Source organism: bacterium, assembly GCA_037147175.1.
Classification (GTDB): domain Bacteria; phylum Cyanobacteriota; class Vampirovibrionia; order Gastranaerophilales; family UBA9971; genus UBA9971.
Genome location: JBAWVS010000054.1, coordinates 1 through 17799, shown reverse-complemented (window position 1 = coordinate 17799; position 17799 = coordinate 1). Strand labels below are relative to the sequence as shown.

Annotated in this window: 14 protein-coding genes; all 14 read right to left on the bottom strand. The window is 34.5% G+C overall.

Features of this window, described 5'->3' with window-relative positions; translation table 11 throughout:
- Positions 1-284: 284 nt before the first annotated feature.
- Positions 285-2363, bottom strand: a complete 2079-nt coding sequence (gene fusA, locus WCG23_11210; GenBank protein MEI8390437.1) for an elongation factor G — start codon at positions 2361-2363, stop codon at positions 285-287.
- 215 nt (positions 2364-2578) lie between these two features.
- Positions 2579-3049, bottom strand: coding sequence for a 30S ribosomal protein S7 (rpsG, locus tag WCG23_11205; protein MEI8390436.1), 471 nt, complete (start codon positions 3047-3049; stop codon positions 2579-2581).
- 41 nt (positions 3050-3090) lie between these two features.
- A complete protein-coding gene (gene rpsL / locus WCG23_11200; GenBank protein MEI8390435.1) occupies positions 3091-3471 on the bottom strand; it encodes a 30S ribosomal protein S12 in 381 nt (126 codons plus the stop codon).
- 373 nt (positions 3472-3844) lie between these two features.
- A complete protein-coding gene (locus WCG23_11195; GenBank protein ID MEI8390434.1) occupies positions 3845-4999 on the bottom strand; it encodes a GNAT family N-acetyltransferase in 1155 nt (384 codons plus the stop codon).
- Positions 4996-6330, bottom strand: a complete 1335-nt coding sequence (locus WCG23_11190) for a F390 synthetase-related protein (GenBank protein MEI8390433.1) — start codon at positions 6328-6330, stop codon at positions 4996-4998. The genes WCG23_11195 and WCG23_11190 overlap by 4 nt, the downstream gene beginning before the upstream one ends.
- Positions 6320-7171: an MBL fold metallo-hydrolase gene (locus WCG23_11185; GenBank protein MEI8390432.1), complete on the bottom strand. Its 852-nt coding sequence runs from the start codon at positions 7169-7171 to the stop codon at positions 6320-6322. Before WCG23_11185 ends, WCG23_11190 begins: the two co-directional genes overlap by 11 nt.
- On the bottom strand, positions 7161-8156 hold the full coding sequence (locus WCG23_11180; protein ID MEI8390431.1) for an NAD-dependent epimerase/dehydratase family protein: 996 nt from the start codon (positions 8154-8156) through the stop codon (positions 7161-7163). The genes WCG23_11185 and WCG23_11180 overlap by 11 nt, the downstream gene beginning before the upstream one ends.
- Positions 8153-9316, bottom strand: a complete 1164-nt coding sequence (locus WCG23_11175) for an ATP-grasp domain-containing protein (GenBank protein MEI8390430.1) — start codon at positions 9314-9316, stop codon at positions 8153-8155. The genes WCG23_11180 and WCG23_11175 overlap by 4 nt, the downstream gene beginning before the upstream one ends.
- Complete coding sequence (locus WCG23_11170) at positions 9306-10304, bottom strand: beta-ketoacyl-ACP synthase III (GenBank protein ID MEI8390429.1); 999 nt, start codon at positions 10302-10304, stop codon at positions 9306-9308. The genes WCG23_11175 and WCG23_11170 overlap by 11 nt, the downstream gene beginning before the upstream one ends.
- 43 nt (positions 10305-10347) lie before the next feature.
- The gene (locus WCG23_11165; GenBank protein MEI8390428.1) at positions 10348-11637 is read right to left on the bottom strand and encodes a radical SAM protein; all 1290 of its coding nucleotides are present in this window, start codon (positions 11635-11637) and stop codon (positions 10348-10350) included.
- Between the two features lie 62 nt (positions 11638-11699).
- Positions 11700-12017: a hypothetical protein gene (locus WCG23_11160; GenBank protein MEI8390427.1), complete on the bottom strand. Its 318-nt coding sequence runs from the start codon at positions 12015-12017 to the stop codon at positions 11700-11702.
- Positions 12018-12227: 210 nt separating this feature from the next.
- Entirely contained in the window at positions 12228-13055 is an 828-nt protein-coding gene (locus WCG23_11155) for an alpha/beta hydrolase (GenBank protein MEI8390426.1), read from the bottom strand.
- A 2-nt stretch (positions 13056-13057) separates the two neighbouring features.
- Positions 13058-14107: a DUF2157 domain-containing protein gene (locus tag WCG23_11150; protein MEI8390425.1), complete on the bottom strand. Its 1050-nt coding sequence runs from the start codon at positions 14105-14107 to the stop codon at positions 13058-13060.
- Positions 14108-14130: 23 nt separating this feature from the next.
- A complete protein-coding gene (locus WCG23_11145) occupies positions 14131-17628 on the bottom strand; it encodes an MFS transporter (protein ID MEI8390424.1) in 3498 nt (1165 codons plus the stop codon).
- Positions 17629-17799: the final 171 nt, after the last annotated feature.

Sequence of the window (17799 nt, the reverse complement as noted above, 5' to 3'; positions counted from 1 at the left end):
TGAAAGGATGATAACTTATATTTTTTTCTGTCCGATTTCTACGGCATATTATAAAGTTACAAATTTGTAATTACCTGAAAATCCTAAATTGCTTCCTACTTGCATGTTTGTTCTCCTATTTTTTTACCTTATTTTGTACTTTATAAATATTTTTTTAACTATTTATATAAAACTTCTAAATATAAAACATGATAATTTTAGAGAGCTAAATTTACAAAACTTAACAAAAGACCTCGAAATCGCTTAATCTCGAGGTCTTTTGAATTTTATTAATTAATTTATATTTATACAGCTGCTTTGCCAATGATTTCTTCAGCAATGTTGTTTGGAACTTGTTCATATTTGGAAAATTCCATTGTGAAAGTTCCACGTCCCTGTGTTTTGCTTCTGATATCAGTCGCATAACCGAACATCTCAGAAAGAGGCACTGCTGCGTTTACTTTTTGGATGCCTGTTCCTTCGATAGCTTCCATACCTTCGATGCGTCCTCTTCTGGAAGAGAGATCACCGATTACATCACCAAGAAAATCTTCAGGAACTTCGATTTCTACTTTCATTATAGGCTCAAGCAAAACACCGCCTGCTTTTCTAACACCTTCTTTAAAAGCTATACTTCCAGCTGCTTTAAATGCCATCTCGGAGGAGTCAACTTCGTGATAGCTTCCGTCAAAGAGGGACGCTTTAAAGTCGATTACTTCGTATCCTGCAATTACACCGCCAGTCATACTTTCTTCGATACCTTTTTGAACAGCACCTACATATTCTTTAGGAACTGAACCACCTACGGTTTTATTTTCGAATGTAAAGCCTTTGCCTTGTTCTTGTGGCTCAAGTTTAATCCAAACGTGTCCATATTGACCACGACCGCCTGATTGACGGATAAATTTACCTTCAACTTCAACAGTTTTGGTGATTGTTTCTCTGTACGCAACCTGAGGTTTACCGACGTTAGCGCCAACTTTAAACTCTCTTAAAAGTCTGTCAATAATGATTTCAAGGTGCAATTCGCCCATTCCGGCAATAATTGTCTGACCTGTTTCAGCATCAATCCTAACTTTAAAAGTCGGATCTTCTTCAGCAAGTTTGTTAAGAGCCATTGATAATTTATCTTGATCAACCTTTGTTTTAGGTTCGATAGCGATAGAAATTACAGGTTCAGGGAATTCCATTGATTCTAAAATAACAGGGTTTGTTTCATCACAAAGTGTATCACCTGTTGTTGTAGATTTAAGACCTACAGCAGCAGCCAAATCACCTGCTCTTACTTCGTCAATATCATTTCTTGTATCAGCTTGCATTTGTAATAAACGGCTTATACGTTCTTTTTTCCCTGTAGTGGTGTTCATTACATAGCTTCCTGCTTTTAGAACTCCGCTATATACTCTTATAAATGTTAATCTTCCTACATAAGGGTCAGTTATAATTTTAAAAGCCAACGCTGAAAATGGTGCTTCATCGTTACTTGGTCTTAAAGCTTCTGTTCCGTCAAGATTCAGCCCTTTAATAGGTGGAATATCAACAGGTGATGGCATATAATCAATTACTGCATCAAGCAACAACTGAACGCCTTTATTTTTGAACGCTGAACCGCAGGTTACAGGTAAAATTTTGTTTGCGATTGTTGCTTTTCTGAGGGCTGATTTAATTTCTTCTGTAGAAGGTGATTCTCCTTCGAGAAATTTCATCATTAATTCGTCATCATGTTCTGAAACTGCTTCAATAAGCTGTTCTCTATATTTTGATGTAAGTTCTTTTAAATCTTCAGGTATTTCAGTTATATCAACTTCTTTTCCAAGATCGTCTTTGTAGATATAAGCTTTTTCTTCAACTAAATCAACAATACCGGTCAAATCAGTTTCACTTCCTATAGGAATTTGGATAGGAACAGCATTACCCTGAAGCCTGTCACGGATTTGGTCAACTACTCTGTAGAAATTTGCGCCTGTTCTGTCCATTTTGTTGACAAATATAAGTCTTGGAACCTGATATCTGTTTGCCTGTCTCCATACGGTTTCTGACTGTGATTGAACACCGCCTACCGCACAAAAAACAGCAACCATGCCGTCAAGTACACGTAATGAACGTTCTACCTCAACAGTAAAATCTACGTGTCCGGGGGTATCAATTATGTTAACCTGATGGTTTTTCCAGAAGCTTGTTACTGCAGCTGATTGAATGGTAATTCCACGTTCTCTTTCCTGATCCATAAAGTCAGTTACAGAAGTACCGTCATGCACTTCACCGATTTTATGGCTGCTTCCTGTATAAAAAAGAATTCTTTCTGTTGTTGTTGTTTTACCTGCATCGATATGCGCTGCGATACCAATATTTCTAAACTTATTCAGGGGTATATTCCTGCTCATGATCAATTATCCTCTTTATTTTTTTTAACTCATTATATTTATCAATTAAATTTAATTTTTCCTTCTAATATATTATTGCCTATATTTTAGGCTTGATTAAATTTAATTTGTTTCTATGCGTTTATCATTATACTAAATAGCTATAATTTAATAATAAATGCAAAAAGACTAAGGGACTTTTTGCAAAGAACCGATAGTCTTGGAAAAAATGCATCTTAGTATCTGTAATGAGCGAAAGCTTTGTTGGCTTCTGCCATTTTATGTGTATCTTCACGTTTTTTAACAGCAGCACCTTCGCCGTTAAAAGCTGAAATAATTTCTTGTGCAAGTTTTTCTTCCATTGATTTGCCGGTTTTTGCTTTAGCTGTATCGATTAACCAGGTTGATCCAAGAGCTAATCCTCTGTCAGGACGAACTTCAAGAGGAACCTGATAAGTTGAACCACCGATTCTTCTTGCTTTAACTTCAATTAACGGTGTTACGTTTTTTAAAGCTTTTTGGAAAACTTCGATTGGTTCTTCTTTTATTTTTTCTTTAACAATATCAAGAGAATTATAAAAAATTCTTTCGGCAATGCTTTTTTTGCCTCTTCTCATTAATCTGTTTATGAACCTTGCCACATCTTCACTGTTAAAAATAGGATCTGGTAAAGGTACTCTTTTTTGTGGTTTATTTCTACGTGACATTTAATTTATTAACCTCATTTTACTTAATTAACTTTTCTATCCTATTTTTTTGCTTTTGCTTTTTTTGCACCGTACTTGCTTCTACCTTGCATTCTGTTTTTAACACCGGCAGCATCAAGTGTTCCACGGATAGTATGATATCTTACACCCGGTAAATCTTTGATTCTTCCGCCACGTATAAGAACTACTGAGTGTTCCTGTAAATTATGACCAACTCCCGGAATATATGAAGTTACTTCAAATCCGTTTGTTAATCTTATTCTTGCTACTTTTCTGAGAGCTGAGTTTGGTTTTTTAGGGGTGGTTGTGTAAACCCTTGTACAAACTCCTCTTCTCTGAGGGCAGCTAGCTAATGCAGGTGATTTTGTTTTGTCGATTTGTTTTGCGCGTTCTTTGCGAACTAATTGATTAATTGTAGGCACTTATTCCTCCTTGGAATTATTTTATCTGTTTATTTTCTATTATAAAACACATATATTTAGATTTATTTTTAAACAACCATGAGCTATTGTCAACTTATCAGCTAAAATTTTTATTAAAAATAAAACAATAAAAATGGATATTGCAGTCTTAACAGCATTATTCTCTTTTTTAGTTAAAAATAACAGGGACTTTACAGGGAATTATTAAAAATTTTATCATTATTTTAATTTTTTATGCCGATGCAGTGCGACTTTTAACCCTAAATTCCCTAAAAAACTTACAGGCAATTATTTTTGAAGAACAGGGAATTTTTTGGTGAAAAACAGCTTTAAATACGAAAAATAATCTAATTTTATGTATATTATAAGAGAATTATAATTTGTATTTCTTTAGTAAGTTTAAGCCAATTTTATTAAGAGTAAATTCAAGAATGCTCCAGATAATTCTTCGATATAAAGTTAAATGTCGGCAATAAACAGCACTATATTCAATTTGTGCTTCTGATGCACGACACCGTTTAAATGATGCGGCTCCGGAACTTTGATTTAAAATCAATTTCGATTTTTCGGATTCTTTTATCAATTGAGCGGAAAGCATTCTGTACAAACCGGTTTCTATGGGCAAACTTGTGTCATACCCGAACAAAGGAGTTGTCATAATTCCGTTTCGGAAAAAATATCCTAAAACGGCGTCAATTTTCCCGGCTTTCTGGAAGGCTCTTATATTCAAAATTTTATTTTTTAAGGCTAAATCTATAAAGTTTTCATTGAACTGTGGATTTAAATAAGAATATTTAGATAAATATAAGTTATCATAAAGCTCTTTAATCCTCGGAATATCCCCGGGAGAAAAGTCTTTGTTTTCTAATAATTCATAGCCGCTTTTTTCCTGAAGCTTAAAATCTTTTTTTATCAGCCATTTAGCTTTTCCTTTTATCAAGTCTTTGTTTAAAAAATATATTTGTCTGCTCGGAATAAGCTGATAATTATTTTCCTGAAATTTATTTAAAAATTCTTTATCTGTATAGTTGTTTACAGACCTGAATATTAAAGAATGTTCGGGAAATCTTTGAATTAAAAATTCGGTTATTTTTTCTATTTGCTTATGCGAGATTGTCGGGTATAAATTGGTCGACAAAAGCCAATTATTTATATGTACAGTTTTATTTATTTTGCCGAATTTAAATACTATACCTAATAACCTGATAAGATAAGCCAATATTAATTCAATAAAAGGGTTTTTTATAGTTTTCAATTCTTCAACGGCATAAGAAATATAATGGGTATAAGGAGAACATACATAAGAGTTTTCGTATTCAGCATCATTAATGGTTATCGGAAGAATTAAGTCATCAATTTTTAAGATCATCAAAAGGGTTTTAACATTATTTATGTAATCAGAAGTACCGTTCTTTATCATTGGAAGTAAGAAGTTCTTTGCATATTGGTCGTCTTCTGAATCAGTCCAATCTAAAAAGTCTGTATCAGAAGAATCATAAAGCTTTATGTTAAAACTGTCTTGCATCATACCTCTTCAATATTAAAAACTCTCTTAACACGTTTAAGCTTTTTATCACAGGGTTTTTCAAGTTTGTCATAATTGTAATTAATTCTGATTTCAGGGGCTTTGCAATTCGATTTTTCAAAAAGTTCTTTCATTGAGTTTTGTATTAGAGTATTTAAATTATTTTTATTTTCGGAGGATGATTTTAAAAATATTTCTATTAAATCAAAATTATTTTGAATAGCCATATATTCTTCAATCTCCGGCGAAGAATAAATAACTGCCCTGCATATAAAATCCGGAAAAACAGGAATGAATTTATCTCCATCGATAGCCGGTAAGTAAAAAATATCGTCACATCTGCCTTCTATCTTTTCAATGGCAGTAAAAACGGATCCGCAAGGACAGGGTTCTTTTTTTTCTGTCAAAATATCATTAAGTCTGTACCTTATTATCGGCTGAGTGGTTCTCGAAAAATCTGTTATTATCGGAATAAATTTTCCTAAATCTTTATCAAGATATTCTTTTTGAATAACAACCATATCTTCATTAATATGCAAAGTCCCATGCCGGCATGTGGAGGCTAAAAAACCTTCCGTGCATTGATAAATTTGATGAATTTTTTGATTAAATTGTTTGGAGATATAAGTTTCGTCGAGTGAATCCAGAACTTCCGCAACTGAAATAACTTTTTCGGGGGTTATATTTAAATTATTATTTTCTTTTGCTTGAGCTAAAAGCCTAAGCATAGAGGCTGGCGCAACCAAAACCGACGGCTTAAATTCATTAAGTCTTTTTATGTGCTCTTCCGGGGGATTTAATAAGTCGAAAAACTCAAAATTTATGTTATTGCTGTTTACGGTCGTATAAACATTACTGTTTGCACGCAAGAAAAATGCAATTTTATGTTTGGAAAAAATTGAGCCGGGGAGAACTTTTGCCAGAATTGTTCCCGCCCATTTAAAACGCTCTTCGTCGCTGAGAAGAAATATTCCTCTGTTTCCCGATGTGCCTGAGGACAGCCCTACGGTAATATTATTAATTGTAGGAGAAAAATCACGCAATTTTTCCGCATTATAAGCTGTCTCAAAAGCTTCTGATTTTTTAATACCGGCTGTATTTAAGTTATCAAAATTTTCCATCATAAGAGACTTATCTATTATGGGAAAATTTTGCCAATCTGTAACCGAAAAGTTTTTAAAATATTCAGTATAAAATGGAGATTTGGGCAATATTTTTTTTAAGAAGTTTAGTACTTCTTTATTTTGCCTGTGTAAAAGTTCTTCACTGTTTTTGCACCTAAAACCGTATTTTGTTCGGAAATAATAGTATAAAATTTTTATTTTATTCAGCATCTATACCTCTTTTATCAATTATTTTTTTCAAAAATTCAGGACAATGCGAAGGCATAATATTAATATCGGGTCTTTTTTTAGAAAGTTCGTGTAATTTTTTTAACGTGTTTAAATACTCTTTTTTGCAGGAAAACGCAATATCGGCAATAGGGTGAGGCAAAATAAATTCCTTATATGATTTGCTTAACCAGCAGGCATCAGCGACTAAAAAATAAGTATTCTCACCTGTACTTATAAATAAACCCAATTGACCTTCTGAATGTCCTGAAACATCAACTGCAATAAGACTTCTGTCACCAAAAACATCAAATCCTGTTTCAAAAGGCGAATACTCTTCAGAAATATTTATTTTGTTTAACGAATCCGCAAATTTCAGCCTTGATTCGAAATCACCGGGAAGTAAGCCCGGCAAAAAACCTTTTTTCATAGCTGCCAAAGTTTTTTTGCCTTTTATTTCTTCGTAAGCGGATTTAAAGCAAAGAAATTCGGCATTGGGGAAATCTTTAACTCCGCCGATATGATCTGCGTGAAAGTGAGATAAGATTATAAGTTTAATATCGTTAGGATTGATGCCTAATTGTTTTAATTGAAAAACGGCGCTGTTTTCTTCTTTAAAATAAACAGGCGTTATTTTTGCATAAATATTAAACGGGAAATTTTTTGTTTCTGTATAAAAACGCTCAGAATATCCCGTATCAAAAAGTATTAAACCTTTTTCAGGATGCTCGATTAATACAAAAGTCGCATAAAATTTGACCGGTTTTGAACTTCCGCCTTTTATGACTATTTTTTCAGGATGAGTACAATATCCTGCGCTGAAAAAATTTACTTTAACCGGCATTATTAATTCTCCGCTCTTTAATAAGTTCTTTTATTCCCTCTGTTGTACTGAATTTAGGATTATAACCCAGCTCTTGTTTTGCCGCTGAAATATCAAGTGTTTGACTTGTACCTAAAACTCCGACTGTATAGCGAGTCAATACGGGTTCTTTCCCGAACAAAAAAGTTTTCGAAACGAATTCCGAAAAAGCTGCTATTCTGTATGCGTTATTATAAGAAAAATACTTCGGCTTAAACTCGTATCCCAATTCGGTAATAACCAGTTCTAAAAAATCATAAAGCAAAACCGGCTCACCGTCTGTAATGTTATATTTTTTTCCAAGAGTAAAGTCGGGAGAATCTTTGCAAAGAAGTAGCGCATCCACTACGTTTTCAACATAAGTTATATCAACCAAAACTTTTTTATCACCTATAACAGGAATGAAATTTTTATTATTTGCTTTAATTAATCTCGGTAGAATACTTGTATCGCCGGGACCGAATATTGCTCTGGGGCGTATGCTAATTACCGGTAATCCTTCTTGATGAGCTTTATCAATTTCCTGCTCCGCCAGCAATTTTGTTTTTGCATAAGCATTCACCGATTTATCGGGCAACGGGTCTTTTTCCGAAATATTCAGTTTATCTTTAAAATCAAAATAAATGCTCGGAGTCGAAACATGAATAAGTCTTTTTACGCTGTTTTCTTTGCACCCCTGAATAATATTCTTTGTTCCGAGGACGTTTGTATTGTAAAAATCCTTATATTTCCCCCACGGGGATGACAACGCCCCGCAATGAAATACATAATCTTGATTTTTACAAACATTGATAATTTTATCCGTATCCTGCAAAGCAGACTTTATAAAACAAATTCCTTGTTTTTCCAAATCAGCTCCGACAAGAGTGTTTCTGCCTGTTGCCGTAACTTCATAACCAAGTTGTGACAATCTTAAAGCCAGTCTTTTCCCGAGAAATCCGGTTGCGCCTGTTACAAGAATTTTCATGATTCACCGTTCCATTCAATATCCATTGTCGAAACTTCTGTGATTTTGATTTTATTTTTTAATGCAAAAAATCCTAAACCGGCTAAAATGAAGAATTGATGAACAAAAGGCAGAGGATCTGACATCTTAAAAACAATATCTTTTGAAGAGAAAAAAGTCTTAATCCAACTCAGCAATTTACTGAAAGAATTAACCGAACACAAGCCATAAGTCAGCATAGCAAGAAAAATCACAGCTTTCGCAGATTTGTCGGGAGTAATTATTTTTTCCGAATTTTCAAGAAAGGCTCGGGTTAAATTTGTTTCGTCAAACAAATGAATTCCGCTTGTTGCTCTGGGGTTACATTCAATCACATAAACTTCTTTATCAGGTGTTTCAATAAAATCAAAAGCAATTTGCCCCGTGTAATTAAGCTTTTTTGCATACACCGAAATCCAATTAAAGACTTCGGGGCATTCTATATTCTCAAATGCAATGCTTGAGCCGATTCCTGCGGTAAATGTTGTGGGATAAGCAGTATGTGCAGTTATGTTTCCGTTTTGAACAATACTGTAAGTACAGAACTGAGAACCTTCTGTAAATTCCTGAAGTATCCAAGGATTTTTTTCCGAAATATCAATATTTGGAATCTTTTCGTCAGATTCGAAAATTATTTTAATTTTTGAGGAAAATCTTGAGTAAACAGGTTTTATAACTGCCTTTTGGAATTTTGTAAACGTTAATTGCCTGTTTAGTTCTTCTTGTGAATTTATAAGCCGAGTTTCAGGGGCTTTGATTTTACAATTTTCAATGCCAGTGATAAATTGATGTTTGTTATGCAAATTTTTCAGCTTGTCGGACTTGTCAGTAAATACTTTGCAATAGTCGGATAACTCGTCAATTTTTTCAGAAATATAAAAAACTTCTTCACAAGTCGGAATTAATAAATCGATTTTTTCTCTTTGAATTATATCTATTAATGCTCGAATATAGTCGTATTTATTGAATCTCGGGCTCGGAACCATAAAATTTTTCTTAACAGTATTTGAATAAAGGCAAATATGATATTTTATACTTTCTGCAACAAATACCGTATGCCCTGCTTTTGCAAAAAGCCTTGCTAAATGCAGGGTAACGGGAGCTCTGCCGCCGGTGAGCAATATATTTTTTTTAGTATTCAAAAGCCATTGCTCCTACTGACATACCTGCAGAAGTTCCCAGAAACATTATCTTGTCGCCTCGTTTTATTCTTCCTGATTCAATAGCATCATAAAGTGCCATTGGTATTGATGCGGCGACTGTATTGCCGTGATGTCCGATTGTGTAGAGAAATTTGCCTTCCGGTATATTAAGATTTTTTTGAGTTAATTTCATTGCCATAAAACTTGCCTGATGAGGAATAACAAGTTCCATATCAGAAAGCGACAAATTCACATTTTTAAGCATATTTTCAATAAAAGCCGGTAAGATTTGTGCAGACATTTTGTAAAGTTTTTTTCCGTCCATATAGAAAAGAAAATCGTTTTTATTATTTTCAGAATATTCTCGAGAATGAAGCTTCGTTCCTCCTCCTTTAATTTCAGAGTAATGAGCGCCTTTGCTGTAAGTTTTCATGTCAGAACAAAATATTTTAGAGGTTTCGTTTTCAGGAGTTTTTTCGATTATAACAGCTGCAGCTCCGTCTCCAAAAAGGGTACAGCTTTCTTTATCATCCCAATTCAAGCCTACAGAAGTTATTTCAGAAGAAACGACAAGAACTCTGTTGTATCTTCCCGCGTCAATAAGATAAGACAGCAAATCCATTCCCGTAACAAAGCTCAAACAAGTAGAATTGATATCAAAACTCGGAATGCCCGAGTATTCTCCGCCTAATTCTTTTTGTATCAACGAGGCAGTGCAGGGAATTTCCTGCTCGCCGGTACCGCTTGCACAAACAATACAATCAATATCCTCCAAAGTTAATCCGGCAGAATCGAGAGCTTCTTTTGCCGCTAAAGCACCCATTTTTGAAGAGGTTTCATTTTCAACATAATGACGTACTAAAACTCCTGCTTTTTCAGCAGTCCAACCCTCAGGAAGATTTAGTTTTTTATCAAGGTCCTCCGCATAAATTTTTCTTTTCGGCAAGTACTTACCTATGCTTAAGATTTTTACACTTCGTGACTGCATATTTACCTCTTATCTTTTAATAGCTTTAATCATTTCTTCAGTGTTATTCTAAATCAAGTTTTATGTTTAAATTGGCATGTTTCTTATAAAGCAAAGCTTCGCCCAAAAACAGTATTGAGCGTGTGAACGGTAAATATTGAGAATTTTTTAAAAACCTTTTCCATATATTGGAAAACGTATAATACTCTTTTAGCTGTTTGCCAAATATTACAGATAGTTCTTCTCTTGTCATATTTTTCGGGTCAAAAGCACATTCGCCGTATTGATAGCTATTGTCCAGCCACCACTTGGGCGTTACCCTACCTTCTTCTAAAAGTCTGTCGTATAATTTTGTGCCCGGCATAGGTTGAAGCATTGTAAAAAAGGCTTTAGTAAAGTGGTGTTTCATGGCAAAATCAAAAGTATTGCGAATTGTTTGAGGGGTGTCGTTGTCATAACCAATGACAAATCCTGCCGTTATCATAAGGCCGTGCTTATAAACATTTTTTATGGCTTCATCATAACTTTTGAGCTTTAAATTTGCCCCTTTATTCATTTGTTTTAGTGTATCCATATCCGTTGCTTCAAAACCCATCATAATCATAGCAAAGCCAGCATCCTTCATGGCTTTTAATATTTTGTCATTTTGAGCAACGTCAATACTTACTTGGCAGTGCCACATTTTTTTAAGCGGCTTTATTTTTTCAAGCAAAAGTAATGTCGTTTCCTCATCAGTAAATAAATTATCGTCAATCAAAAATATAATTTTTTCAGGCATAGCCTTGACTTCTTCCACAAAGTCATCTATATTCTTTGTTTTGACTTTTCCGGGATACAAAACTTTCACAAAACAAAATTCACAATTATATTTGCACCCTCTGGCAAACTGGGCAATGCCAACAAAACTGTATTTCTTGCCCTTAAAATATTCAAAATTCAAATCAGGCTTTATTGGCAAAACTTCATGAGATGATTTATATATTCGTTTAATATTGCCGTTTTTAGCATCTTCAATGAACTGCGGCCATGTACCTTCGGCGTCACCAATAAAAATCGTGTCTGCATATTCCAGGCATTCCTCCGGCAAAGACGTGGGATGAGGTCCGCCAACGGCGATTATTTTATCTTTATGCTTTAAAGCAAAAGCACGAGCTTTTCTTGAAGTCATTGTTCCAACCGTCATCACTATAATGTCGGAATCAATTGTTTTGGGCAAATCTTCTACGCGCTCATCAATAAAATTTATTTTTACGTCTTTTGGAGTTAGTGCACTGATAATAGGGAAAACTAGTGTTTTGAGTGCACTGGCGTAACCCTTCTCCAAAACAGAAAAACTTATAAAAGTGATTTTCATATAATAGTACCCGCCTTCTTATCTGCTAAATATAATATCTCAAACAAAATTGCCTTAAATTACTAAATGCTCAAAGATGAAATTTTCAAAATTACAGTTGAACCAACTGCTAAAAGAATTATCGAGGCTAAAAAGTTAAATCCGAATAAAGCATAATTTTCTTTAATAGAGATGTAACCGGATTTAATAAAACGGCTCAATATTAAAGTGTATATGGTTAAAGGAATTAACATAAGAAGATAATTCAAAAAAGAAATATTAGAAAAAGCTGCAACTAACGGGCAAACCAAAAACAAAGGAAGAGCGGATATAATCAGGCTTGCGCCACATATTTTTGCGTTGAGAGAAAATAAATCATTTTTGTAAACTTGTGCTGACATTGTTTTATCTCCTATTCACTTAATCAATTAATTCTATACAGCTTTAATCCAGTCTAAATAAGCAGAATTTTCGATAAGCCTGGAAAAACATTCAATCAAATTCTTTTTGAAGTTGTTAAACATAATTAACTCCTTAATAAAATAGTTGAATGGTGAAGTATTTTATATAATTACTTTACCATTCAACTATTAACTTATCAAGTGATGAATTTATTTATCTTCAAGAAATTTCAAGGCTTCTTCATAAAACCATGTACCGTCGTTATGTGAACCCGTTTTAGAGATAAACAGCTTTGCTTTAGGGTTTAATTTTGCTAATTCATAAGACATTTTTACCGGAATAACTTCATCAGGAATATCATGTGCTATCAAAAGCGGAGAAGAAATCTTGGCAATTTTTGACTCAGTATCATATTTTTGCAGATAAATCAGATTGTCAAAGAAAGCTTTTATAAGGGTTTTACTAAACTTATCTTTGGCAAGTCTGCCGTACATATAAATACCTTCTTCTTTAACATTCGTGAAAGTGCTTTGTAACATCACAGCTTTGAAATTTTCTTTTGACGCAACTTCCGAAACAACTGCACCTCCAAGAGATAAACCCCAAAGAACAATTCGGTTATTTGAAAGTTTTTCTTTTTCATTTAAAAATTTCAATGCGGCATCGATATCATTGTATAAACCTGTTTCAGACGGTGTGCCTTCACTTTTTCCGTACCCGCGATAATCTAAAAGTAAAATCCCATAGCCTTTGTCGGAAAAGATATTTATAATCTCTTCGTAATAGGAGATATTACCACCGTTACCGTGGCAAAACAATATTGTAGGCTTGTTGTTTTTGGCTTTTACATACCATACATTTATTTTCACGTTATCAGAAGTTTTCAAGTAAATATCTTGAACTTTTAAAGCAGCTTTTGTCTGTTCTTTAATTGGTGCATAGATTAATGATGGCAATATAAAAGGCAAAACTAAATAAAAAATGCCTGTATAAAGAACAAATCGTTTTGCAATACCGTAAGTTATTTTTTTAATCATATTTATATCCTATATTTCGGAAGATATTTTTTGAAATTTTCAGGGATTAAACTTTCAATATAATTTTCAAGTTTTTCCTGATTTTTTTGATAAGTCACTCCAAGAAATATTATTATAAGCCCTGTTGCAATCAGTGCTAACGGAAATACAGCTGAGTTTTTAAAGAGGTCATATGATAAATGCCCCAGATATCCTAATATTCCTAATGATCCGAATACCATAAATATTTTTCGTTGTAATAATATACTGATAAACATCATCGATAGGTTTATTAATGCATATATGAAATAACTAAATTCTCCGTGTCCCCAAATAACAAAATTCAAACCGAACCAGAAAGCAAAAGAACCAAATAAATATAACCAAAAAGAAAAATCCCCTTTAGTTTTTTTGTCGTAAATAAAGGCAACGGCAATCATTAAGAGTCCGAAAATCAAGCTGACAATTTTTCTCTCGTCCCACGTCGGCTCTGCTGTTTTACCGAATAATAAAGGAACTATATCCATAGATAAGTACCATAATGAAAAAGCAATCGGAGCTGTTAAAAACGGGATTTTTCTGTATTTTAAATATATTAAGCCGACTACAATTGTCATAATTTCCATTAAAACCCAACTGCCGCGAATCCAAATGTGAAATCCGGAATAATTTCCCGGGTCGTTTATCGGCCAAATTCCGGTAATTTTTTCAAAAAGATAGGTTATTATCGGCACAGCAGAAACTGATGCAACGTATAAAAGACCTCCCGGCGTTTTTAATCCTCTGCCCCAAAGGTAATTACCTATTAATGTAAAAAATGCCATATAAACCAAACAAATAACAAATAAGCCGTTTTCTCCGTAAGAACCCCAAACATTTCCCATAAACCAACCCATTGATAAAATTATTAAGACAGCACCAAAATAATATAAAAAATTAGTTATATTGAATTTTGCTTTAGTTTCGGTCTCTATATTTTGCGAACTAAAAAAGGCTAAAAGCTGATCAACTTGCTCAGTTGAAATTATGCCTTCTTCTTGTGCCTTTTGAAAATCCGGTTTATTTAAATCCATGATGATTACCTCATTTATTCATCTTATCTTTTTGCATACCGCTCATAATACCATGACTGAACGTCTTTACGTTTAATTTTACGGGTGGCAGTTTTGGGGAGCTCATCCAGAGAAACTGCAACAACTGTCGGACATTTGTAAAAAGCTAAACCGGCTTTTGCAAGTTGATTTACTTCGGCGGTGATTTCTTTTTCCAGTCCTGCACGGTCGTCTTTGTATTTTTTAGCAAGCTCGTCCGAGGGGATAATTACAGAGCAGACTTCTTCTGTACCTTCTTTTGAACCGCCTTGGATTTTCACGCTCATCACACAAAGCTCTTTTACCATCGGGCTTTTTTCTAGGACAGCCTCGACTTCTTCAGGGAAGATTTTCTTTCCTCCGCCGAGAACTATCATATTCTTTATTCTGCCTGTGATGTAGAGGTATCCGTCTTTGTCGAACTCGCCTATATCTCCAGTATGGAACCAGCCTTCTTCGTCAATGACTTCTGCGGTCATTTCAGGCTTATTATAATAGCCTTTCATTAAGTTACCGCCTTTTGAGAGGATTTCTCCTTCTGCGGAAATTTTTACCATAACTGATGGGAGCGGTTTTCCTACTGAACCTATGCGGTTATATTTTGGGGTATTTGTCGTAATAGTTGGGCTTGTTTCAGTTAATCCATATCCTTGATAAATCGGCATACCTATTCTTTCAAAGAATTCGGCAACGTCAGCATCAAGAGGAGCGCCACCTGATACAAAACCTTTCATTTTTCCGCCAAAGCTGTCTATAATTTGTTTAAATATAAGTCTTCTTATACGGATTGGTAAATATTTAGCCACATTGTACATAAAATTAAATGTAGACTGTGCCTGTTTGCTTGATTTTCTTATTTCTTTTTCCACGCTGTTCTTAAGCATTTTGACAAACAACGGAACCACTATCATATAGGTTGCCTGTCTTTCCTTCATTATTTTACTAATTTCTTTCGGATTAAGACTTGTCGAATATGAAACCATTGCCCCCATGTGAAGCATTCCCATAAATCCGACATTAAGCTCTAAAAGGTGATTCAACGGCAAAATAGAGATTAATGAATCGCTGGAATCAATTTTAAATAAAGCCTCAAAGTCTTTTAACTGAGAAATTATATTCCCGAAAGTTATCATTACGCCTTTCGGGTTCCCTGTTGTTCCTGATGTATAGACAATTAAAGCTGTTTCATCAAGAGTTCTTTCTTTGCCCATGTCTCCTTCGGGACCTTTAACTTCATAAACAGTCTGATATCCCTGATCTTTTACGTCATCAATAATGTAAATTTGCTCAATAGAGTGAATTAAAGACATTATTTCTTTTGCGGTTTCCAGATAATGAGCGGAAACACAAAGAATTTTCGGCTGACAATCCGACAATATCGAGGTCAATTCGGGTATCGTAAGTTTTACATCAAGAGGTACGGTTATCGCACCTGTCTGGAAAGAAGCAAAAAGTGCAATTCCCCATTCAGGACGGGACTCGGAAAGTATTGCGATTCTGTCGCCTCTTTCGATTCCGCCGGAAATCAAGAAATTACCGAAGTTTTTCGCCTGTCGGGAAAGTTCTATGTAGCTGAGTTCTGTCCATTTGCCTTTGTCTTTAAGGGAAAGTGCTTTAACAGAGCCATTTATATCCGATTTTAACTGCATTAAGTCAAGCACGTTTTCATAATAATTTTTAGCTAAAGGCTTTTCGCGTCTTTCAAGAGAGTCCTTGATGAATTGCACTCTGTTTTTAAGCTCGTTCACTATGTCTTTATCCTCTGATTCCGGCATGTTTAAAGGTTGCCCGAACTGAATGATGATTTTTCTGAAAGTCGGAATCGGCTTGTTATAAGCCCAAGCTTCAAATCCGCCTTGAATTACAAACGGAACTACAGGCGCTTTGCTGTTTTTGTGCATATAAGCAACGCCTTTGTTGAATTTCATCAGGTTTCCGTCTTCTGTAAGTCTGCCTTCCGGGAAAATACAGACAACTTCGCCCTTTTCTATTTTGTTTATCGCCGCATCGAGCCCTTCTCTTCCTTTTCTCGGAACAATCGGGATGACGTTGAAATATTTAATAATGTGTTTAACAACCGGCAATTGGAAAGCTACAGGTCCCGTAATGTACCATACAGGTCTTTTGCAGGCTGTTTGAAGTATCAAAGTGTCGACCCAACCTGTATGATTTCCTGCGAGAATCATTTTGCCGTTTTTGACAAGATATTCTCTGCCTTCGATTTTGACGGGGAATAAAGTTCTGAATACAACACCGACTAGGCTTCTTACTGTAAAATGGCGGAATTTATTGTCCAAAAGCACGACTGCTAGGGCAACCAACAAGCTTAATAATGAAACAAACTTGAAAATTTTAAAGGGTGAAGTCGTTAATACAAGCTCGGACACGCCCCAAGTTGTTGCCAAAAAGGCAAGACTTGTCAGCGTTGACTTCACTCCGAAAATCTTGCCTCTGATTCTGTCTGGAGTTGCTTTTTGTAAAATTGTATCAATTGTTATTACCATAGAAGCGTTTGCTATGCCGATTAATACAAGCCATATCCACGCTAAATTATATGTAGTAACCATTTGAGCGGTTGCTGTTGTCAAAAATACCGCAATAAAAGAACAAGCCAAAATCGTCGAAGTTCTTGCATATTTTCCCGCATAAGCTACTACAAAAGTTCCTAAAATCATGCCAACACCAAGCATAGCTTTTAATTTGCTTAAACCAGCGATGCCAATATGGTAATAGTCTGTAGAAACAGAGGTTAATGTGTTAAAAAACGAAGCCGTAACAAGAGTCAGCAGAATTGATAAAACAATTAATCTTCGGGTGTTTTTATGTGTTTTCAGGTAATTAAAGACGAATTTTATTCCTGCGGAAATATCTGTTTTGGTCGCTACTTTTGAAGCAACGTAGGAGTTATTAAATGAAATTAGTGAAATTATAATAGCTGAAGCCAAATAAACGAATCCGTTTACCCATAAACTATTGGCTAAGCCGAATTTTGAAATGTACAATCCTGTTATAACTGCACCTAAGAGTATTGCGATTGTTGAAGTTCCTGCATTAAGAGCATTAGCAAATTGTAAATGTTCAGACTTTACTAAATTCGGTAGAGCACTTTGTTTTGCAGGAAAAAAGAAAGCTGAGCCTGATCCGATTAAAAAAGAAAAAGCATAAACCATAGTATGCAAATGAGTTGAAGATTTCCTGAAAAGCAAAATAGGAATTATAAATACAAGAACGGCTCTGAACAAATTGCTCAAGACCATTAAAGTTTTTCTGGAAAATCTATCGGATAACGCACCTGCCAGCGGGCTTAACAAAAGAGAAGGCAGGACGAAAAAGAATAATATCTTCGACATCTCCGAACCGGAATGACCGCCGAGGCTTATTACCCAAGCCATAAGGGCAATTTGAACTATCGCATCCCCGAGATAAGAAAATATTTGTCCTATCCATAATTTTAAAAATTCTTTATTTTCAAACACGGCAAGTATCTTCGACTCTTTTTTCATTTTTTTATCCTTTATATATAATTTAGTGTAAATTCTATTGATTTAAATAATTATTAATAATTTTTCAGGTTTCTATTTATTATGAAACATTGTTGTGTCTGTATATTTTTCAACTTAAAGCTAGTGTTCAGTTAAGTTAAAAGTTTAGAACAAATTTTCTTTTTTCACGTC